Source organism: Pantoea sp. 1.19 (genome assembly GCF_001922585.1).
Taxonomy (GTDB): domain Bacteria; phylum Pseudomonadota; class Gammaproteobacteria; order Enterobacterales; family Enterobacteriaceae; genus 1-19.
In genome coordinates this window covers 382764-402485 of sequence record NZ_MRBS01000003.1, presented here as the reverse complement: position 1 = coordinate 402485, position 19722 = coordinate 382764, and the positions used below count along the sequence as shown (strand labels likewise).

General features: G+C 59.3%; 17 protein-coding genes. 7 read left to right on the top strand and 10 right to left on the bottom strand.

Annotated features, from left to right (window positions below; genetic code table 11):
* The first annotated feature begins 229 nt into the window (after window positions 1-229).
* Together BS626_RS08550 and dadX are read left to right on the top strand one after the other, a co-directional pair.
* Window positions 230-1534 (top strand): D-amino acid dehydrogenase, encoded by a 1305-nt coding sequence (locus BS626_RS08550; RefSeq protein WP_075181949.1) that lies wholly within the window; start codon window positions 230-232, stop codon window positions 1532-1534.
* A 12-nt stretch (window positions 1535-1546) separates the two neighbouring features.
* A complete protein-coding gene (gene dadX / locus BS626_RS08545) occupies window positions 1547-2617 on the top strand; it encodes a catabolic alanine racemase DadX (protein WP_075181948.1) in 1071 nt (356 codons plus the stop codon).
* A 35-nt stretch (window positions 2618-2652) separates the two neighbouring features.
* On the opposite strand, the gene BS626_RS08540 is transcribed toward dadX, so the two are convergent.
* The 5 genes from BS626_RS08540 to yeaG form a co-directional block, all read right to left on the bottom strand.
* The gene (locus BS626_RS08540; RefSeq protein ID WP_075181947.1) at window positions 2653-3855 is read right to left on the bottom strand and encodes a multidrug effflux MFS transporter; all 1203 of its coding nucleotides are present in this window, start codon (window positions 3853-3855) and stop codon (window positions 2653-2655) included.
* 131 nt (window positions 3856-3986) lie between these two features.
* On the bottom strand, window positions 3987-4211 hold the full coding sequence (locus tag BS626_RS08535; protein WP_075181946.1) for a DUF1480 family protein: 225 nt from the start codon (window positions 4209-4211) through the stop codon (window positions 3987-3989).
* 83 nt (window positions 4212-4294) lie between these two features.
* Window positions 4295-6022, bottom strand: coding sequence for a potassium/proton antiporter (locus BS626_RS08530; protein ID WP_075181945.1), 1728 nt, complete (start codon window positions 6020-6022; stop codon window positions 4295-4297).
* A 199-nt stretch (window positions 6023-6221) separates the two neighbouring features.
* The gene (locus BS626_RS08525) at window positions 6222-7502 is read right to left on the bottom strand and encodes a YeaH/YhbH family protein (protein WP_075181944.1); all 1281 of its coding nucleotides are present in this window, start codon (window positions 7500-7502) and stop codon (window positions 6222-6224) included.
* 69 nt (window positions 7503-7571) lie between these two features.
* Window positions 7572-9506: a protein kinase YeaG gene (gene yeaG, locus BS626_RS08520; RefSeq protein ID WP_075181943.1), complete on the bottom strand. Its 1935-nt coding sequence runs from the start codon at window positions 9504-9506 to the stop codon at window positions 7572-7574.
* Window positions 9507-9931: 425 nt separating this feature from the next.
* Between yeaG and BS626_RS08515 the strand changes: the two genes are divergently transcribed.
* A complete protein-coding gene (locus BS626_RS08515) occupies window positions 9932-10678 on the top strand; it encodes a MipA/OmpV family protein (protein ID WP_083615920.1) in 747 nt (248 codons plus the stop codon).
* 523 nt (window positions 10679-11201) lie between these two features.
* Here the strand turns inward: BS626_RS08515 and BS626_RS08505 are convergent.
* Window positions 11202-12086 carry a D-hexose-6-phosphate mutarotase gene (locus BS626_RS08505; protein ID WP_075181942.1) on the bottom strand — a complete coding sequence of 295 codons (885 nt, stop codon included), beginning with the start codon at window positions 12084-12086 and terminating at the stop codon, window positions 11202-11204.
* Between the two features lie 71 nt (window positions 12087-12157).
* Window positions 12158-13153: a glyceraldehyde-3-phosphate dehydrogenase gene (gapA, locus tag BS626_RS08500; protein ID WP_075181941.1), complete on the bottom strand. Its 996-nt coding sequence runs from the start codon at window positions 13151-13153 to the stop codon at window positions 12158-12160.
* Between the two features lie 339 nt (window positions 13154-13492).
* Between gapA and msrB the strand changes: the two genes are divergently transcribed.
* A complete protein-coding gene (gene msrB / locus BS626_RS08490; protein WP_075181940.1) occupies window positions 13493-13903 on the top strand; it encodes a peptide-methionine (R)-S-oxide reductase MsrB in 411 nt (136 codons plus the stop codon).
* A gap of 3 nt (window positions 13904-13906) precedes the next feature.
* A complete protein-coding gene (locus tag BS626_RS08485; protein WP_075181939.1) occupies window positions 13907-14182 on the top strand; it encodes a YeaC family protein in 276 nt (91 codons plus the stop codon).
* Window positions 14183-14213: 31 nt separating this feature from the next.
* On the opposite strand, the gene pncA is transcribed toward BS626_RS08485, so the two are convergent.
* From pncA to sppA, 3 genes are all read right to left on the bottom strand, one after another.
* Window positions 14214-14828: a bifunctional nicotinamidase/pyrazinamidase gene (gene pncA, locus BS626_RS08480; protein ID WP_075181938.1), complete on the bottom strand. Its 615-nt coding sequence runs from the start codon at window positions 14826-14828 to the stop codon at window positions 14214-14216.
* Between the two features lie 11 nt (window positions 14829-14839).
* The gene (gene ansA / locus BS626_RS08475) at window positions 14840-15868 is read right to left on the bottom strand and encodes an asparaginase (protein WP_075181937.1); all 1029 of its coding nucleotides are present in this window, start codon (window positions 15866-15868) and stop codon (window positions 14840-14842) included.
* Window positions 15869-15960: 92 nt separating this feature from the next.
* Window positions 15961-17829: a signal peptide peptidase SppA gene (gene sppA, locus BS626_RS08470; RefSeq protein ID WP_075181936.1), complete on the bottom strand. Its 1869-nt coding sequence runs from the start codon at window positions 17827-17829 to the stop codon at window positions 15961-15963.
* A gap of 166 nt (window positions 17830-17995) precedes the next feature.
* Between sppA and BS626_RS08465 the strand changes: the two genes are divergently transcribed.
* Both BS626_RS08465 and selD read left to right on the top strand, forming a co-directional pair.
* Complete coding sequence (locus BS626_RS08465) at window positions 17996-18550, top strand: NAD(P)H nitroreductase (protein WP_075181935.1); 555 nt, start codon at window positions 17996-17998, stop codon at window positions 18548-18550.
* 121 nt (window positions 18551-18671) lie between these two features.
* Window positions 18672-19712, top strand: a complete 1041-nt coding sequence (selD, locus tag BS626_RS08460; protein WP_075181934.1) for a selenide, water dikinase SelD — start codon at window positions 18672-18674, stop codon at window positions 19710-19712.
* Window positions 19713-19722 lie beyond the last annotated feature (10 nt).

The window sequence follows — 19722 nt, the reverse complement described above, 5'->3', positions numbered from 1 at the left end:
TTCTGCCGAATAAAATAAAACCCTGTTTTATGTAGCTAATAGTGCTAACACCTCCCTGTCAACCGCAGGATATGCTGAATTTTGTGCGGGTAAATGGTTTTAGTTAACCTTTAAGTGAAAAAGATGTGAAATAGTTCGCCGATTTAAATGGAAAAGCTTGCTAGTCTTTTCATCGGTTGATCAGCGGCATACTCAGTATATTCTTCTTGTTAATGGTGGTGGGGTCGTTATGCGTGTAGTGATTTTAGGCAGCGGTGTCGTGGGCGTAGCCAGCGCCTGGTATCTGGCTCAGGCCGGGCATGAGGTGACGGTTATCGATCGTCAGCCTGGCCCGGCGCTGGAAACCAGTGCCGCCAATGCGGGCCAGATTTCGCCCGGCTATGCCGCGCCCTGGGCCGCTCCCGGTGTGCCACTGAAGGCGGTGAAGTGGATGTTCCAGCGCCACGCGCCGCTGGCTATCCGTCTGGATGGCAGCGCTTTTCAGCTGCGCTGGATGTGGCAGATGCTGCGTCATTGCGATATGCATCACTATCAGCAGAACAAAAGCCGCATGGTTCGGCTGGCGGAGTACAGTCGCGACTGTATTCGCGCGCTGCGCGACAGTACCGGCATTGCCTACGAAGGACGTCAGGGCGGCACGCTACAGCTGTTTCGTACCGCGCAGCAGTATGAGAGCGCCAGCAAGGACATCGCGGTGCTGAAAGAGGCCGGCGTACCGTATGAACTGCTGCCGGCGCAGGCGCTGGCGCGCGCCGAGCCGGCGCTGGCGGCGGTCAGTCACAAGCTGACCGGCGGATTGCGGCTGCCCAATGATGAAACCGGCGATTGTCAGCTGTTTACCCGCCAGCTGGCGCACATGGCTGAGCAGGCCGGCGTGCGTTTTCGCTATAACACCCGCGTCGACGCGCTGCTGCGCGACGGCAACCGCATCAGTGGCGTGCGCTGCGGCAGTGAAACGGTGACGGCAGAGGCGTACGTTATGGCCATGGGCTCATGGTCGACCGGCCTGCTGAAAGAGATTCTGGCGGTGCCGGTCTATCCGCTGAAAGGCTATTCGCTGACCCTGCCTATTGTCCGCCCGGAGGCGGCGCCGGTCTCGACGGTACTGGATGAGACCTATAAGGTGGCGATCACCCGCTTTGACAATCGCATCCGCGTCGGCGGCATGGCCGAAATCGTCGGCTACAGCCACACCTTACCGGCCGCGCGGCGGCACACGCTGGAGAGGGTGGTGGGGGATCTGTTTCCTCACGGCGGCAGCGTGGCCGAGGCCAGTTTCTGGACGGGACTGCGGCCGATGACGCCTGACGGTACGCCCATAGTTGGCCGTACCCCGTTGAAAAATCTCTATTTAAATACCGGACATGGTACATTAGGATGGACGATGGCCTGCGGATCGGGTCAGCTGTTAAGCGATCTTATTTCCGGACATACCCCGGCGATTGCCGCCGACGATCTGTCAGTGTTTCGCTATTTACCGGGATTTGACGCCACCGGTTGTGCGCCGCTGCGCCAACGTAACCCGATAATTTGACTGGAGTAAAGCATGTCACGTCCGATAGTGGCCACCGTGAATGGCGACGCATTGCGACATAATCTGAGTATCGTCCGCCAGGCGGCGCCGCAATCGCGCATCTGGTCGGTGGTAAAAGCCAATGCCTACGGGCATGGCATTGCGCGCAGCTGGCCAGCACTGGCGCAGACTGACGGGTTTGCCCTGTTGAATCTGGAAGAGGCGATCCTGCTGCGCGAGCAGGGGTGGAAAAAACCGATTCTGCTGCTGGAGGGGTTTTTCCATCCCGATGAACTGCCGCTGCTCGATCGCTATCGCCTGACCACCAGCGTGCATAGCAACTGGCAGGTTAAAGCCCTGGCGGAGGCGGAGCCTCGCGCGCCGCTGGATGTGTATGTGAAGGTCAACAGCGGCATGAATCGCCTCGGCTTTGCGCCGGCGCAGTTGCCTAATGTCTGGCAGAAGCTGCGGGCGCTCGACAACGTGGGCGAAATGACGCTGATGACCCACTTTGCCCAGGCCGAGCAGGAGGAGGGGATCGTCACGCCGCTGGCGCGGATGGCGCAGGCGAGCGAAGGTCTGCAGGTCCCGCGGAGCTATGCAAACTCGGCGGCGACGCTGTGGCATCCGCAGGCCCATCATGACTGGGTGCGACCGGGCATTATCCTGTATGGCGCATCACCGAGCGGAGCGTGGCAGGATATTGCCAGCAGCGGGCTGAAGCCGGTGATGTCGCTGGAGAGTGAGCTGATCGCAGTGCAAACGCTGGCGGCCGGTGAGGGGGTAGGCTACGGTCAGCGCTACCGCGCCGACGCCGGTCAGCGGATCGGCGTGGTGGCCTGCGGCTATGCTGACGGCTACCCGCGCCATGCGCCGACCGGTACGCCGGTGCGCGTCGACGGCGTCCTGACCCGCACGCTGGGTACGGTGTCAATGGATATGCTGATGGTGGATTTAACGCCCTGTCCGCAGGCGGGAATTGGCAGCCACGTGGAGCTCTGGGGCGACAACGTGAAGATTGACGACGTGGCCGGCGCTGCCGGCACGGTAGGCTATGAACTGATGTGCGCCGTGACACCGCGGGTACCGATGGTGCTGCGCTAAGCAGGATGGGCCGGCGTTCCCGGCCCATCTGAGTATCAGGCCCGACAGTTGACCTGCTGCAGGGTGCCGTGCAGTTTTCGCGTCCAGTAGGCGGCCAGGAATGCCAACGCCGCGCCCACCAGCATCATGATCCCCAGCGCGCTCTTCTCCGCCAGCGGTAAGGCCATCATGGCCAGTCCGGCCGACGATCCCCCCGCCATTTGAATAAAGCCGGCCAGCGCAGAGGCAACCCCCGCCTGCTGCTGATAGGGCTCCAGCGCGTAGCTGGTGGCCGGACCGACAATGAAGGCCAGGCCGGCGACCGCCACGGCCACCGGAAACATATACAGCGCCCAGTGATGCTGCAGCGCCGCGGGGAACAGCGTCACGCCGGCCCACAGCATCAGCAGGCCCAGCAGCATCGCCACGCCGCCGGTTGCAAGACAGAATGGGCGGCCGGCCTTACGAATGATTTTATTCACCACCATGCTGACCAGCATGATCCAAAAGCCGTTAGCGCCAAAGGCGATAGAAAACTGCAGCGCGTTCAGTCCCCCCTGATTCATCAACACTTCCGGCGCCAGCGAGACATAGGTCAGCACCATTCCCAGCGCGCCGGCGTTGGCGAGGGCAAAGATCAGAAAGCGAGGCTGACGCAAGATCGCACCGTACTGGCGCAGGGGCAGGCCGCGCACCCTTTGCGTTTCCGCCGGGCGCGTTTCCGGTAAAAACAGCGTAATCAGCACGCCGATAAACAGCGCGTAGCCGGCAAGGAACCAGAACGGTGCGCGCCAGTTCCAGGCCTCTGCAAGGAATCCCCCCAGCATCGGCGCCAGTGCCGGTACGATATTCAGGGCCCCGTTAAGGAAGCCATAGGCGCGGGCGGCATCATCACCGCTTAGGCGATCGCGAACGCCGCTAAAGGCCACCACCGCCGTACAGCAAACCGCGGTGCCCTGAATGATGCGCGCCAGCAGGAACGGATACCAGCCGGTGGCGGTTGCACCGACCACGCTGCCGACGAGATACAGCGCCAGTCCAATCAGCGCGATTGGCTTGCGGCCAACGTTATCAACCAGCGGACCGGCGATCAGCTGGCCCAGTCCCATGATCAGCAGGAACAGCGGGATGGTGGTCTGCAGCGTACTGACCGGGGTGTTAAGCCCGTCGGCAATGTCCGGCAGGGTAGGCAGGTAGAGATCAATACCCAGTGGCGCCAGCAGCACCAGGCTTAACAACAGCAGAGTAAAACGTTGCATTCGCACTCCCTCGGATCAGGCAAAAAAAACAAGCCGCACAGGGTAGAGCGAACGGAGCAGAAAAGAAAGTAAAAAGGCGAGGAGAGTTAACGATAGGTGCCAAAAGGGCGCCGCCCGCAGGCGGCACCGGCTCAGGCCGGTTTTTTCAGTACCCAGCTGGCCTTGCTGTCGTCGTAGTGGTCCAGCTGTAAATCCAGCCGCTGGCCGTCGATTGAGGCATGAACGGCGGTATCGCGATCCCAGCCGTCCAGCTGATAGCTGAGCGTGGGGTTGGTTTTTTCCGGAATACGAATGTGGTCGCCCTCGAACTCGGCGTCCACCACGTCGTAGCGCGCAATTTTAATTACCTGTGCCATCGGTCACTCCCGGTCAACATGAGGAAATGTCAGAGTGCGCACATTTTAAACAGAAAGCAAGGGGCCAGGGCCCCCCGACGCGATTATTCCCGATCTTCGACCGAACGGATACCGATTTTCACCACCTGGTTATCCTCTTTTTCCGCCACCGTCCACAGCATGTCCTGCCACTCGACCTGGTCGCCCACTACCGGCGCGCCGCCAATCAGTCCCATCACCAGCCGACCAATGGTCTGGTCGCCGTCGGTCTCCTCATCCAGCTCGAGGCCGTAGACTTCGGCAATGTCGCTCAGCCGGGCCGAGGCTTCGAGAATAAAGTCACCGAAGAAGCGCTGATCGAGCGAGACCGGCGGCGACTGGCTGAACAGTTTGCCCAGCGCCGGCAGATCGCGCTCGCGGCCAATCACGCACAGCACGTCCCCCTCGCGCAGGCGGGTGTTACCCGCCGGGTGCAGCAGCTGATTATCGCGAAACAGTGCGGCGATGCGCGTCTCGCGCGGCATCTGCAGGTCGCGCAGCGCGGCGCCAACGCACCACTTATCCGCGCTGAGCTGATAGACAAACTGTTCCCACGGGTTTTCCGGGTGGATGTCAAGACCGACGCGGTTAATCGGGGAGGCCGTCGGCGGGACAATCACCCGCGCGCGCCGCGCGGCGGCGGTTAGAGACGTGCCCTGAACCATCAGCGAGACCAGCACGATAAAGAAGGCGATATTGAAATAGAGTGAAGCGTTTTCCAGTCCGGCCATCATCGGAAACACCGCGAGGATAATCGGTACCGCGCCGCGCAGGCCGACCCAGCTGATAAAGCAGCGCTCCCGCAGGTTGAAACCGCGAAACGGCAGCAGGCCGATAAACACCGACAGCGGGCGGGCGAACAGGATCATCCACGCCGACAGGATCAGCGCCGGCACGGCTATCAACCACAGGTCGCGCGGGTTGACCAGCAGCCCGAGCACCAGAAACATGCCAATCTGGCTCAGCCAGGCCATGCCGTCGAAGGTTTGCAGGATGCCATGGCGGTTACGAATCGGCTGGTTCCCGAGCAGGAATCCGCACAGATACACCGCCAGAATGCCGCTACCCTCCAGCACCGTGGTCAGGGCAAACACCAGAATCCCCCCGCTAAGCGCCAGCAGGGGATAGAGGCCGTGGGCCAGAGAGATCCGGTTAATCAGCTGCTTAAGCGCCCAGCCGCCGCCGAGACCCAGCGCGATACCGAGGCCGAACTGCTGAATCAGGTGAACGAGGAACATGGTGTTGATGCCGGTTTGCCCCTGCTGAATCATCTCAATCAGGGTAATGGTCAGAAATACCGCCATCGGGTCATTACTGCCAGATTCGATCTCCAGCGTGGCGTTAACGCGCTCGTTGAGCCCTTTACCGCCGAGCAGGGAGAACACCGCGGCGGCATCGGTTGATCCGACAATCGCCCCGACCAGGAACCCCTCCATCAGGTCCAGATGAAACAGCCATGCGGCCATGGCACCGGTCAGCCCCGAGGTGATCAGCACGCCGACCGTCGCCAGCGACAGGGCCGGGCCGAGGGCCACGCGAAACGAACTGGCCTGGGTGCGCATCCCGCCGTCCAACAGGATCACCGCCAGCGCCAGATTGCTCACCAAATATGCGATGGGATAATTATCGAAGGCGATGCCGCCGACGCCGTCGACGCCGGCCAACATGCCCAGCGCGAGGAAAATGACTAAAATCGGGATGCCAAGTCGTGAGGAGAAGGAACTGAGCAAAATGCTCGCCGCCACCAACACCGAACCAATGATGAATAAGCTATAAACCGTGTTGGTGTCCAAACCCGGGCTCTCCTCTGCTGGTGATGATACACAGTCAAGACTGGTTAAGTAGCCGTGAAAGCCTCAGCCTTTCCCGGCATTAAAGCACAGAATGGCGTGAATTATGTGGCATTAAGGGAGTTTTTTTAATGAAGAGGGGAAAAAAAGCACGCAGATCGAAACTGCGTCGACCAGCGGGGGGCTGGCCGACGTTGGGAGATCAGTATTGCTCTTCAGTTTGCTGACGAAACAGCTCACGAAACACCGGGTAAATATCCTCCGGCTCACGGATATGCTGAATGGCGAAGTTATCAAAGCGCGCCTGCAGGTGTTCATATTCGCGCCACAGAGTCTGGTGCGCCCGGCGGGTGATTTCGATATACGTGTAGTAGCGGGCGATGGGTAAAATCTGCCCGGCCAGAATCTCATGGCATAGCGGCGAGTCGTCCGCCCAGTTATCACCATCGGACGCCTGAGCCGCATAGATGTTCCACTGCGTCGGATCGTAGCGCGCAGTGACCACTTCAGACATAAGCTTCAGGGCGCTGGAGACGATGGTGCCGCCGGTCTCCTGCGAATAGAAAAACTCCTGTTCGTCGACCTCTTTCGCCTGAGTGTGGTGGCGAATATAGACCACCTCGACGTTCTTATAGGTGCGGCTAAGGAACAGATAGAGCAGGATATAGAAGCGCTTGGCCATATCCTTGGTGGCCTGGTCCATCGATCCGGAAACGTCCATCAGGCAGAACATCACCGCCTGGCTGGAGGGCTCGGGACGCTTCTCGAAGTTCTTGAAGCGCAGGTCAAACGTGTCAATAAAGGGCACCCGGGCAATACGCTGCCGCAGGTCGGCGATCGCGTTGCGCAGTCGCTCCTCCTCCAACAGCCGGGCCGGTTCCGTCTGCTCAACCCGCGCCAGCTCCTCCTCCAGCGCCTGCAGTTCGCGGCGCTTACCGGCGTTCATTGCCGTACGCCTGGCGAGTGAGTTTTGCAGCGAACGCACCACGCTGATATTCGCCGGCACGCCGTTAGCGGTATAGCCCGCGCGGTGGGTTTTATACTCGTTCAGCTGGCGCTGCTGATTTTTACGCAAATTGGGCAGGGCTAAATCTTCAAACAGCAGGTCCAGATATTCCTCTTTAGAGATCTGAAAGCTGAATTCATCTTTGCCCTCGCCATCCTGACTGGCGTTGCCCTGACCGCTCCCGCTTCCGCCGCCGCCGCCCTGCGGACGCTCTACGCGGTCGTTCTGCACAAAGTGATCATTGCCCGGATGCACGCGGTGACGCTCACCGCCGCGCCCCTGGTGGAAGATAGGCTCGTTGATATCATCAATCGGAATAGAGACGGACTCGCCGCTGTCAATGTCGGTCACCGAGCGCTTATTGATAGCCTCGGCGATCGACTGTTTAATCTGCGTTTTGTAGCGACGCAGAAAGCGCTGGCGGTTAACCGCGCTTTTGTTTTTACCGTTAAGGCGCCTGTCGATGAAATAGGCCATAGCTCCCCCTGAATTGTGGCGGTCCAGGCCGGGGCAGGCCCGGCCTGGAAGAGCAGGCGGGTAACCCGCTTATGACGATTTACGCACGCGCAGATACCATTCACACAGCAGGCGAACCTGCTTGCGGGTGTAGCCTTTTTCCATCATGCGATCGACAAAATCATCATGCTTTTTCTGTTCGTCCGTGGAGGTTTTCGCGTTAAACGAAATCACCGGCAGCAGCTCCTCGGTGTTAGAGAACATTTTCTTCTCTATCACCGTACGCAGCTTCTCGTAGCTGGTCCAGTTCGGATTCCGGCCGCTGTTGTGCGCTCGGGCACGCAGCACAAAGTTAACAATCTCGTTGCGAAAATCTTTTGGATTGCTGATCCCGGCCGGCTTTTCAATTTTTTCCAGTTCAGCGTTAAGCGATTCGCGATCAAAGAGCTGGCCGGTATCCGGATCGCGGTATTCCTGATCCTGGATCCAGAAATCGGCGTAGGTTACATAGCGATCGAAAATATTTTGACCATATTCCGAATAGGATTCGAGATAGGCCGTCTGGATCTCCTTGCCAATAAATTCCGCATATTTCGGGATCAGATAGCCCTTCAGGTGCTCGAGGTATTTTTCCGCCTGCTCCTGCGGGAACTGCTCACGTTCAATTTGCTGTTCCAGAACGTAGAACAGATGCACCGGGTTGGCGGCGACTTCAGCATGATCAAAGTTAAAGACTCGCGACAGGATTTTAAACGCAAAGCGTGTGGACAGGCCATTCATCCCTTCATCCACGCCGGCGTAGTCGCGATACTCCTGATACGATTTGGCTTTCGGGTCGGTGTCCTTCAGGCTTTCGCCATCATAGACCCGCATCTTCGAGTAAATGCTGGAGTTCTCCGGCTCTTTCAGGCGCGACAGGATCGAGAAGCGCGCCAGGGTTTCCAGCGTGCCCGGGGCGCAGGGCGCGTGGATCAGCTCGCTATGATTGAGCAGCTTGTCGTAAATTTTCATCTCTTCCGATACGCGCAGGCAGTAGGGCACCTTCACGATGTAGACGCGGTCGAGGAATGCCTCGTTATTTTTATTGTTACGGAACTGCACCCACTCCGATTCGTTGGAGTGCGCAAGAATGATCCCGTTAAACGGCAGCGCCGAAATGCCTTCTGTCCCGTTGTAGTTCCCCTCCTGAGTGGCGGTCAGCAGCGGGTGAAGCACCTTGATCGGCGCTTTAAACATCTCTACAAACTCCATGATCCCCTGGTTGGCGCGGCACAGCGCGCCAGAATAGCCATAGGCATCAGGATCGTTTTGAGCGTGGTTTTCCAGCTTGCGGATGTCCACTTTACCCACCAGCGCGGAGATATCCTGATTGTTCTCATCCCCGGGCTCGGTCTTGGCAATCGCTACCTGCTGCAGGATCGATGGCCAAACTTTTACCACTTTAAAGCGGGTAATGTCGCCGCCGTACTCCTGCAGGCGCTTGGCTGCCCACGGTGACATGATCGTGCCAAGGTAGCGGCGGGGAATGGCGTACTCTTTCTCCAGAATGGTGGCATCTTCCTGCGGATTAAACAGGCAGAGCGGGGAGTCATTGACCGGGCTGCGTTCGCCGTCGGCGCTCAGCACATAAATCGGCACTCGCTGCATCAGGGACTTCAGGCGCTCTGCCAGTGAAGATTTACCGCCGCCGACCGGGCCGAGCAGGTAGAGGATCTGTTTCTTCTCTTCCAGACCCTGCGCGGCATGTTTCAGGTAGGCGACGATCTGCTCAATCGCTTCTTCCATCCCGTAAAACTCTTCAAATGCCGGATAGCGCGCGATGACGCGGTTAGAAAACAGGCGGGAAAGACGTGGCTCCTGCGCGGTGTCGACCATCACTGGCTCGCCGATGGCGGTCAGCAGACGCTCCGCCGCATTGGCATAGGCACTGCGATCTTGCTTACATACCGCAAGATACTCCTGCAGAGTGAACTCTTCGTCCTTGGCAGCTTCATAACGCTGACGATAGTGATCGAATATATTCATAATGATGCCCGTCCTTTTGTTTTTAGCACAGGTAAAAGGAGCGTAATAATCTTTCTGTCGGCTCCCGGAAACGCGTCTAAACAGGAATACAGCAACCCTTATGCCAACTTGCTGTCAACTGACCAGAAATCATACGCGGTAGGGTTAACACGGCGCAGTCAATCGACTTCACAGATTAATCGTAGTTGGCATTGGCAAAATTTTCCGCATCCGCACTCTTTTTTAAAGAATTTTCAATAACAAAGTCACAAAACGGCATTGTCGTCACCGCGAGCGAAGGGCATTCGCATGTTGCAAGGCCCGTCGGCTGCGGCCTGAGAGGCAAATGGAGGATTTGTGCCACCGACAATGTAAATATTATTCCTGTTTACTGATATCAGTTAAAATCATGCTTCTGATTGTTCTATTAATGGATTGAATATATTGTGAACCCATTCAAATTTACCGCACTGGGGCTATTTTTTCTCAGCGGCACCGCGCTGGCGGCCCCCTCGACGCCGTGGTCCGTCGGCGCGTCGGTTATCTACAGTGAAAGCCCCTATCGCGGCGGTCAGGATCGCTACCTGCCGGTGCCGGTGATCAATTATGAGGGTGAGGATTTCTGGTTCCGTAGCCTGCAGGGCGGCTACTATCTGTGGAAAACACCGCAGGACAAGCTGTCACTGACCATTCTTGGTTCTCCGCAGGAGTATCGGCCGAAAGACAACGATTTCGGTGACATGAAATCCCTCGATAAGCGCCGGATGACCCTGATGGGCGGTGTTAACTATCGGCACGAAGCCGAGTGGGGTACGGTACGCACCACGCTGGTGGGGGATGTACTGAATAACAGTAACGGGATTATCTGGGATTTGACCTATCTGTACCGCATTCAGATGGGCAACCTCGGCCTGACGCCCGGCATTGGCGCGCTGTGGAACAGCGGCAATCAGAATCGCTACTACTATGGCGTTTCCAGCCACGAGTCGGCCCGTACCGGGATTGACAGCTACCGCCCGGATGACAGCTGGACGCCTTACGTTGAGCTGACTGCGGATTATCAGTTCAGCAGCCAGTGGCGCGGTTTTGTGTCCGGGCGCTATAACCGACTGGGTGATGAAATCAAAGACAGCCCGATGGTGGATAAAAGCGCCCAGATGCTGCTATGGACCGGCGTTAGCTACAGTTTCTGAGGCGGATAATGCACGAAAAAAGGGCGCTTTGCGCCCTTTTGCGATCGTAGGGGGCCCCATAAGAAGGATAAATGCAATGACTATTCGACCTCGCGCGATCGCTGACGACCCCGCGCCGGGAGCGCTCGGTACGCGCCAGCCATGACGTTCTCCCCGAGGGGGACATTTAACGCCTGCTCCCCTTGGTGCGCGACGCTTACCTGCCGATGCCTGCCCTGGATGTGTGGGTGTATGAAGACCCACTGGGTATCGCTGGTGTTGTCGGCACCGGCGGGCACAATGAGAAATGCTGTTTATTGACTCCGACCGTCGTGGCCAGGGCATCGGCCGCCAGTTGCTGGACCACGCCCGCGCCCGCCACGACACCCTCACCGTCGATGTAAACGAACAACCTCCCTGGCCGTGGGGTTCACCCTGCACAATGCGTTTATCCAGCCCGCGCGCTCGCCGCTGGATGGCGTGGGCAAGCCCTTTCCCTTACTGCATATGGCGCTACCGACTCCCTGAATCCAGGAGCGGCGCCTTAGCCGGCGTCGGGGCGAATGCGCAGGGTCACGGCCAGTCGGGCCGGACACTCCGCCGCGCTCTTAAGCGGCTGGTGGATCCGCGCGGTTTCAACGCAGACAAACTGCCGATACCCGTCATTGCGCATATCCGCCATGCTGCATGACAGCGCCGCGCCCGGGTTCCAGGTGACGACGTCAGAGTGATAGTGGTGATAGATCTCCAGCGTGCGCTTGCCGGCCTCATCCCGTATGACGCTGCAGGCGTCCGGTGCGGTGTAAATCCGATCGACGCGCTGCGTATAGCGCTGGGTGCCGTCCGGGCTGGTGCCCGGCGCGCCGTCAAGCACTTTATCCAGGTAGGGCTGGCCGAGGCCGGAAACCGTGACCCCGGCGATGTCCTCCACGGCGAAATAGCTGTGCAGCGCGCCGCTGGAGAGAAAATCACCGTGGGCTTCCAGCTCCAGTTCACAGCGATCGGCGCTGAAGCGAAAGCGGGCAAACAGGGTGAAAGGGTGGGGCCAGATTTTCAGCGTCTGCTCATTCTGACTCAGGCTCAGCGTCAGCACCACGCAATCGTCATTCTCATCATGCGCCGACAGGGCCCACGGCTGCGTGCGGGCAAAACCGTGCGCGGGCTCGCCCGCCGGGCCAAACCACGGCCAGCAGATCGGTACGCCGCCGCGAATGGCCTTGCCGGAGATCAGCTGGGTTTTGTCACTCACCCAGATAACCGGACGGGCACCGCCGGGCTGCCAGGCCAGTAAATGCGCTCCCTGTAGCGCCACCGCAGCGCGGACCCGCGGATGCGCGATCACCAGTATCGGCAGCTCGCCGGCCCGGCGTCGCGTGATGTAGGGGGTGAGCTGCTCGTCTACCGGCAGCGAAAACAGGTCATCGTGCATCATTCACCTCGTGAAGAGACATAAAAAAGGGCGACCGAAGTCGCCCTGAGTATCGCTGATGCGCGCCGCTCTTATTTAGAGATGTGGGCGATCAGGTCGAGAACCTTGTTGGAATAACCGGTTTCGTTATCGTACCAGGAGACCAGTTTGACAAAGTTGTCGTTCAGCGCGATACCGGCTTTGGCATCAAACACGGAAGTCAGCACTTCACCGTTGAAGTCAGTGGAAACCACTTCATCTTCGGTATAGCCCAGCACGCCTTTCAGCGGGCCTTCAGAGGCGGCTTTGATCGCTTTTTTGATCTCTTCGTAGCTGGCTGCTTTTTCGAGGCGAACGGTCAGGTCAACCACGGAGACGTTCGGGGTCGGAACGCGGAACGCCATGCCGGTCAGTTTGCCGTTCAGTTCTGGCAGAACTTTACCTACGGCTTTTGCCGCGCCGGTCGAGGACGGAATGATGTTTTGCGCTGCACCGCGGCCGCCGCGCCAGTCTTTATGAGACGGGCCATCAACGGTTTTCTGCGTGGCGGTGGTGGCGTGAACCGTGGTCATCAGACCTTCGATGATACCGAAGTTGTCGTTGATCACTTTGGCCAGCGGCGCGAGGCAGTTGGTGGTGCAGGAAGCATTAGAGACGATGGTTTCGCCGTTGTACTTTTCAAAGTTAGCACCGCGAACGAACATCGGAGTATCATCTTTGGACGGACCGGTCATGACCACTTTTTTCGCGCCGGCATCAATGTGCTTCTGCGCGGTCTCTTTGGTCAGGAAGATGCCGGTGGCTTCAGCTACCACGTCAACACCGACGTCGTTCCACTTCAGGTTAGCCGGATCGCGCTCAGAGGTAACACGGATAGTTTTGCCGTTCACGACCAGATGACCGTCTTTCACTTCGACGGTGCCGTCAAAGCGACCGTGAGTGGAGTCATACTTGAGCATGTACGCCATGTAATCTGCGTCGAGCAGGTCGTTGATCGCCACGATCTCTACATCAGAACGCTGCTGCGCAGCGCGGAAAACGATACGTCCGATGCGACCAAATCCGTTGATACCTACTTTGATAGTCATATATTCCACCAGCTATGGTTAGTGAATAAAAGGTTGGCTGTAAAATTACAAAAACCCTTCCAGGCGTCAAGCGGAATCGTGTCAATCATTGCGACAAATCAATACCGCGATCGTCATGTTGAACGGGAAAACCCGCGCCTGACGCTGCCTTTCGCCCTATTCTGAAACATCCGGGCGCAAGATACAGGAGGGAGTACAGCAAAGGGTGATCCTGGTCACGTTTTAAGGCGTCAACTGGCGACTATAGTCGCACTGCACGAAATATTCAGCCGGGAATGTTAGCTTTTTGTTAGAATACCCGCGAAAATTTCATCGTCGACTCTCCCTGAGAACGCATTTATGTCTAAAGATACCCCTCGTCAGCCCCACGATGTTGTCCTGAACGATATGCAGCGCTATGTCACCCAGCAGCGCGGCACCGAGCCGCCCTACAGCGGCAAGCTGCTGCACAACAAAGAGGAGGGGATTTATCACTGCCTGGTGTGCCGTGCACCGCTGTTTTACTCCGACAGTAAATACGATTCCGGCTGCGGTTGGCCGAGCTTTTATCAGCCGGTCAGCGATGACGCGATTCACTATCTCGACGATAACAGCCACGGTATGCAGCGCACAGAAATTCGCTGCGGTCAGTGCGATGCCCATCTCGGTCACGTCTTTCCCGACGGTCCGCAGCCAACCGGTGAGCGCTACTGCGTGAATTCCGCTGCGCTGCGCTTTAGCGACCGCGACGGACTGGAAACGGAGGGCTAAGCCATGGATCTGCAGCAACTGATTGCTACTGTCACACCGGAAGTGTATCAGCGCCTGCTGACCGCAGTAGAGTGCGGAAAATGGCCGGACGGCGTGGCGTTGACCGCCGAACAAAAGGCGCATTCGCTGCAGGTGGTGATGCTATATCAGGCGCGACACAACGCCGAGCCGCAGCACATGAGCATTGGACAGGACGGCACGATCGTCACCAAATCCAAACGGCAGCTTAAAGAGGAGTTCGGCATCAGCGATCCGCTGATTACCCGCTTCGATCTGTAACTGCCCGACGGGCGCCGCGGCACCCGTCTCGTTACAGCAGCTGTGCGCCCTTACTTTGCATCTCCGCCAGCGCCCGCTGGCTGTCACCGGGCGTCAGATCCACGCCGCGGCAGCCGGCCTGAATCACTTCGACGCCAAAGCCCAGCGCCAGCGCATCCAGTACGCTGTACTTCACGCAATAATCCGTTGCCAGACCCATTACCGTCAGGCGGGTCACGTTTTGGCTGCGTAGCCAGCCGTCGAGACCGGTTGCGCGGCGGTGGTCATTGTCGAAAAAGGCGCTGTAGCTGTCCACCGTAGGGTCTTCCCCTTTGGTAAAAACCTGATCGATCAGGGCGAGATTAAGCTGCGGGTGAAAGGCCGCACCGGGATGATGCTGGATACAGTGTTCCGGCCACCATACCTGACTCAGGCCATGCAATACCCCCTGCTGCCAGACCGGCTCGCCCGCCACCGAAGCAAAGCTGCCATGATTGGGCGGATGCCAGTCCTGCGACGCCACCACCAACTGACCGCGCTGGCGGAAATCCTCCGCCAGTCGATTGGCAACGGCGATCACCTCATCGCCACGGTTAACGGCCAGGGCGCCGCCCGGACAAAAGTCATTTTGTAAATCAATCAGCACCAGGGCGTGCTTGCTTTCCATTTTCCTCTCCGTTAGGCCGTTGCGATGGGGTCCGGGGTCAGTTCACCACGCAGATTTTGCTGCATACGCCGGCGCACGTCGGCGCTGTCCAGCGGCTGGCTCAGCAAATAGTGTAGCTTGGTCAGCGTGGCCTCCACGGTCATATCGGCGCCGCTGATGACTCCGGCATCGGCCAGCGCATTACCGGTGGCATAGCCCCCCATGTTCACCTTGCCGGACATACACTGCGTCAGGTTGACCACCACAATCCCGCGCGCGGAGGCGTCTCGCAGCTCCTGCAGAAATTCGGCATTTTGCGGCGCGTTGCCCACGCCGTAAGAGCGCAGGATCAGCGCTTTTACCGGTTGGCGCAAGAAATTGCGCACCACGTCGGCGGAAATTCCCGGGTACAGGGTGACCACGCCAATCGGCTGAGGGGTGATCGGATGCACCTGCAGATCACCGTGACCGGCCGGTGCCGGCGGGGTATTCAGGCGGCGGATATGGATGCCGGCCTCCAGCAGCGGTGGCAAATTCGGCGAATCAAACGCGTTAAACCCGTCAGCGTGGGCTTTAGTGGTCCGATTACCGCGATAAAGGGTGTTATTAAAAAACAGCGTCACTTCATTAATAGGATAGTTAGCGGCGACAAACAGCGCATTCAACAGGTTTTGCTGGCCGTCGGAGCGCAGTTCCGCCAGGGGGATTTGTGACCCTGTCACGATCACCGGCTTACCCAGATTGCCCAGCATAAAGGAGAGGGCTGAGGCGGTAAACGCCATGGTGTCCGTGCCGTGCAGGATAACAAAACCGTCGTAGTCGTGGTAATGGTCGCGGATATCGTTGGCGATCGCTTGCCAGTCTTCCGGCGTCATGTCGGAAGAGTCCATCAGCGGGTGGTATTCATGAATGGTAAAGGCGGGCATTTCGGGGCGATGGAATTCCGGCATTTGGGCCAGCTGGCGCTGCAGGTGACCGGAAGCGGGCACATACCCCTGCGCCGAGCGTTGCATGCCGATCGTGCCGCCGGTATAGGCCACGTAGATGGATTTTTTCGTCATTATTTAATCATCCGGGGGAGAACAGAGGAGCCGAAGTATACGGGGATTCAGCGGGAAAAGCAGCCCGACCAGCGGTCGGGCTGAGAGCAGGACTAGCGAACGTCGCCGCAGGTGAGACAGAAGGCGTAGCGGTGTTGCGGATCATTCATGTAGCTGAACATGTCTGACGCCTGGCGGAAGTCATTCAATGCGCTGGCCGCCGGCGGCGGTAACCACGCGCTGACCGCCGCGGGCAGCAAGGCGCGCGCGCTGCTGTCAAATCGGTTGAGTACGCGGTCAAACCAGCCCGGTTCGGATTGATACCAGACCAGCGTCGGAGCGCGGACTTTAGCCAGCGTGGCGGCCTGGCTGACCGCATCGTCAAAATCGCCCAGTGCGTCTACCAGACCGTTCTGTTTGGCGTCGCTGCCGGTCCAGACGTGGCCCTGCGCAATGCGGTTGATGGCTTCCGGCGTCTGTTTACGCGAGGCGGCGACCAGGTCGACGAAGTTTTTATAGCCGTGCTCGATGGTGATTTGCATCATTTGCTGCACCTGCGGTGGCAGCGCGCGGGTGGCGGCAACATCGGCCAGCGGAGAGGTGGCCACGCCGTCGCTGTGAACGCCGATGCGGCTGAGGCTGTTTTCCACGGTATTAATCACCCCAAAAATGCCGATGGAACCGGTCAGCGTGCTGGGGCTGGCGATAATGAAATCCGCCGGCGTGGAGACCCAGTAACCGCCGGAGGCCGCCATACCGCCCATCGAGACCACGATCGGTTTCCCGGCCGCTTTAGCAGCGGCCAGTTCCGCGCGAATGGTTTCTGAAGCGGTCACGCTGCCGCCGGGGCTGTTCACCCGCAAAATGATCGCTTTCACCGCCTTGTTAAGCCGCGCATCGCGGATTTGCTGGGCGGTGGTATCGCCACCCACCGCGCCGTTGGTCTCTTCACCATCCATGATGGCGCCATTGACCGCGATCACCGCAATGTTGCCGCTGTCGGCGGCGCCGGCACCGGCTCCGGCGCGCAGCGGGTAGTCGTAGATACGGATGCTGTTGAAATCTTTACGCTGCGCATCGTAGCCAAAAACTTTGATCATGGCGGCGTCAAAGGCAGCGGCGGAACTCAGCTCATCCACCAGCTTATTGTGCAGCGCATAGCGGGCGCTGTCGCCGCCGTTCTGCTGCAGTCCGGCGATAATCCCTTCCGCGCCGGGGAACAGCTGCTGCGGCGTTATCTGGCGATTGCCGGCCACGGTGTTGAGGTAGTTCTGCCACAGCTCGCCAATCCAGCGGCTATCCGCCTCGCGGGCGGCCGGAGACATATCGTCACGCAGGAAGGGTTCGACCGCGGACTTGTAGGTGCCGACGCGAAACACGTGCGAAGTGACGTCCAGCTTATCCAGCAGCGATTTAAAATAGAGACCGTTGGTGGCAAACCCGTGCAGATCTACGCCGCCCTGCGGGGCCAGATAAATTTTATTGGCAAAGCTGGCGAGGTAATATTGCGGCTGGCTGTAGACATCGCCAAAGGCGTAAATGGGTTTACCCGCGTCGCGAAACTCGCGCAGCGCCTTGCCAATCCATGCCAGCGAGGGCTGATCGCCACCGGCAAAATTGCGTAAATCGAGCACAATACCGGTGATGTTACCATCGCCTTTCGCCTGACGAATGGCATCCACCAGCTCAAACAGTGAGTTTTCCCGCAGCTTGTCGCTGCCGGCACCCAGTAATTCGCGTCCCAGCTTACTGAGCTTGTCATTCATGCTCGGCTTGTCGACGATGACGCCGGTCAGGTCAATGCGCAGGGCGCCCTGAGTGGGCGCCGCGGCCGGGGTGTCGCTGTTAAGTTGAAACCAGATCCCTGCGCCGACCAGCAGCAGAAAAAGGAAGAATAAATTCATTACCAGTTCGCGAACAAAATTCAGTAGTCGCCATGTCCAGCGGAAAAAGCCAGCGATGATACGCCACAAAATGCGCATGTTTTCTCCATCTCGCAGAGGATTGCCAATGCCCGGAGCGGGCGGGGTCAAGACATCCTAAAGCTGAGGGCGGGGAAAGTCAGCAGGAAAAACGTCGCGGGGTATAACAAAGGGATAACCTGTGTTAGCGTAAACGCAATGCAAATCATTATCAGGAGTTTTTTCGATGGACGCACTCGCGCTGTTGCTCAATCGCCGTTCTGCCTCCCGCCTGGCCGACCCCGCCCCACACGGTGAGGCGCTGGAATCGATCTTTCGTGCCGGCCTGCGTGCACCGGACCACGGTGGCCTGCAGCCCTGGCGGTTTATCGTCGTGGAGGGCGCCGGCCGTCAGCGGCTGAGCGATCTGCTCGCCACCCGCGCCGCGGCGGATGGGCTGGATGACAAGGCGATAGATAAGGCCCGCAACGCGCCATTTCGTGCCCCGATGATCATTACCGTGGTGGCCCACGCGCAGCCGAGCGCCAAGGTGCCCCACTGGGAACAGGTGGTCTCCGCCGGCTGTGCGGTAATGGCAATGCAAATGGCCGCGCAGGCGCAGGGCTTTAACGGCATCTGGCGTACCGGTGCCTGGACAGAAGACGCTGCGGTACGTGAGGCCTTTGGCTGCCGCAACGCTGAAGACCGGATTGTCGGCTTTCTCTATCTGGGCACGCCGCAGCTGAAGGCCGCTACCAGCGTACAACCGGTGGATACGGCGCCATTTGTCAGCCGCTTTTAATGCGCGCGGGCTGGCGGAGCAGTGCCGCTCGGGTAGCCCGCACCGTCCCCTGACAATCGCACTTATCACTGCCGGTGGAAGCAGGTAACATAGCGGCCAGGTTCCACGACAGGAGTTGGCCATGAATCACACTATCCGCCTGACCCAGTACAGTCACGGCGCCGGCTGCGGGTGTAAAATATCCCCCCAGGTCCTCGATACCATACTGCACTCTGACCTCGCCCCCTTTCACGATCCCCGCCTGCTGGTGGGCAACGAGACGCGGGATGACGCCGCGGTGTACGATCTGGGCAACGGTACCGCGGTGATCAGCACCACCGATTTCTTTATGCCCATCGTTGACGATCCCTTTGATTTTGGCCGCATCGCCGCCACGAATGCCATCAGCGATATCTATGCGATGGGCGGTCAGCCGGTGATGGCGGTGGCCATACTCGGCTGGCCGGTGAATACCCTGCCGCCGGAGGTGGCGCGTCAGGTTGTGGAGGGCGGACGCAGCGCCTGCCAGCAGGCGGGTATTGCGCTGGCCGGCGGGCATTCGATCGACGCGCCCGAGCCCATTTTTGGCTTGGCGGTGACCGGCGTGGTGCCGGTCGAGCGGGTCAAGAAGAACAGCGCGGCGCGCGCCGGCAGTACGCTGTGGCTGACCAAACCGCTGGGGATTGGCATTCTGACGACCGCAGAAAAAAAAGGCATCCTGCGCGCGGAGCACCAGGGCGTGGCCACGCAGACCATGTGCCAGCTTAACCGCATTGGCAGCGCGCTGGCGGAGGTAGCGGGCGTCAGTGCCATGACGGACGTGACCGGTTTTGGCCTGCTGGGGCACCTCGGTGAGATTTGCCGCGGATCGGGGCTGCAGGCGACGGTACGCTTTGCCGATGTGCCGCTGCTGCCCGGCGTCAGTGAATATCTTGCCGCCGGCGCGGTGCCGGGCGGGACGGCGCGCAACGCTGCCAGCTACGGCGATGACATCGGCCCCCTGAGCGACGTGCAGCGCCAGCTGCTGTGCGATCCACAGACTTCCGGCGGCCTGTTGGTGGCCGCGGACGCCGACGCAGAACCGGCCCTGCGCGCCCTTGCTGCCCGCCACGGTGTCACGCTCAGCGCCATTGGTACCCTGGCTGACGCCCGGGACGGCCAGCCGCTGATCCACGTCGTTTAACGCCAGGTTG

Bases quoted from the DNA above. Each gene is read 5' to 3' on its own strand.
- BS626_RS08550 (WP_075181949.1), top strand. From the start codon at position 230: ATGCGTGTAGTGATTTTAGGCAGCGGTGTCGTGGGCGTAGCCAGCGCC.
- dadX (WP_075181948.1), top strand. From the start codon at position 1,547: ATGTCACGTCCGATAGTGGCCACCGTGAATGGCGACGCATTGCGACAT.
- BS626_RS08540 (WP_075181947.1), bottom strand. From the start codon at position 3,855: ATGCAACGTTTTACTCTGCTGTTGTTAAGCCTGGTGCTGCTGGCGCCA.
- BS626_RS08535 (WP_075181946.1), bottom strand. From the start codon at position 4,211: ATGGCACAGGTAATTAAAATTGCGCGCTACGACGTGGTGGACGCCGAG.
- BS626_RS08525 (WP_075181944.1), bottom strand. From the start codon at position 7,502: ATGGCCTATTTCATCGACAGGCGCCTTAACGGTAAAAACAAAAGCGCG.
- yeaG (WP_075181943.1), bottom strand. From the start codon at position 9,506: ATGAATATATTCGATCACTATCGTCAGCGTTATGAAGCTGCCAAGGAC.
- BS626_RS08505 (WP_075181942.1), bottom strand. From the start codon at position 12,086: ATGCACGATGACCTGTTTTCGCTGCCGGTAGACGAGCAGCTCACCCCC.
- gapA (WP_075181941.1), bottom strand. From the start codon at position 13,153: ATGACTATCAAAGTAGGTATCAACGGATTTGGTCGCATCGGACGTATC.
- msrB (WP_075181940.1), top strand. From the start codon at position 13,493: ATGTCTAAAGATACCCCTCGTCAGCCCCACGATGTTGTCCTGAACGAT.
- BS626_RS08485 (WP_075181939.1), top strand. From the start codon at position 13,907: ATGGATCTGCAGCAACTGATTGCTACTGTCACACCGGAAGTGTATCAG.
- pncA (WP_075181938.1), bottom strand. From the start codon at position 14,828: ATGGAAAGCAAGCACGCCCTGGTGCTGATTGATTTACAAAATGACTTT.
- ansA (WP_075181937.1), bottom strand. From the start codon at position 15,868: ATGACGAAAAAATCCATCTACGTGGCCTATACCGGCGGCACGATCGGC.
- sppA (WP_075181936.1), bottom strand. From the start codon at position 17,829: ATGCGCATTTTGTGGCGTATCATCGCTGGCTTTTTCCGCTGGACATGG.
- BS626_RS08465 (WP_075181935.1), top strand. From the start codon at position 17,996: ATGGACGCACTCGCGCTGTTGCTCAATCGCCGTTCTGCCTCCCGCCTG.
- selD (WP_075181934.1), top strand. From the start codon at position 18,672: ATGAATCACACTATCCGCCTGACCCAGTACAGTCACGGCGCCGGCTGC.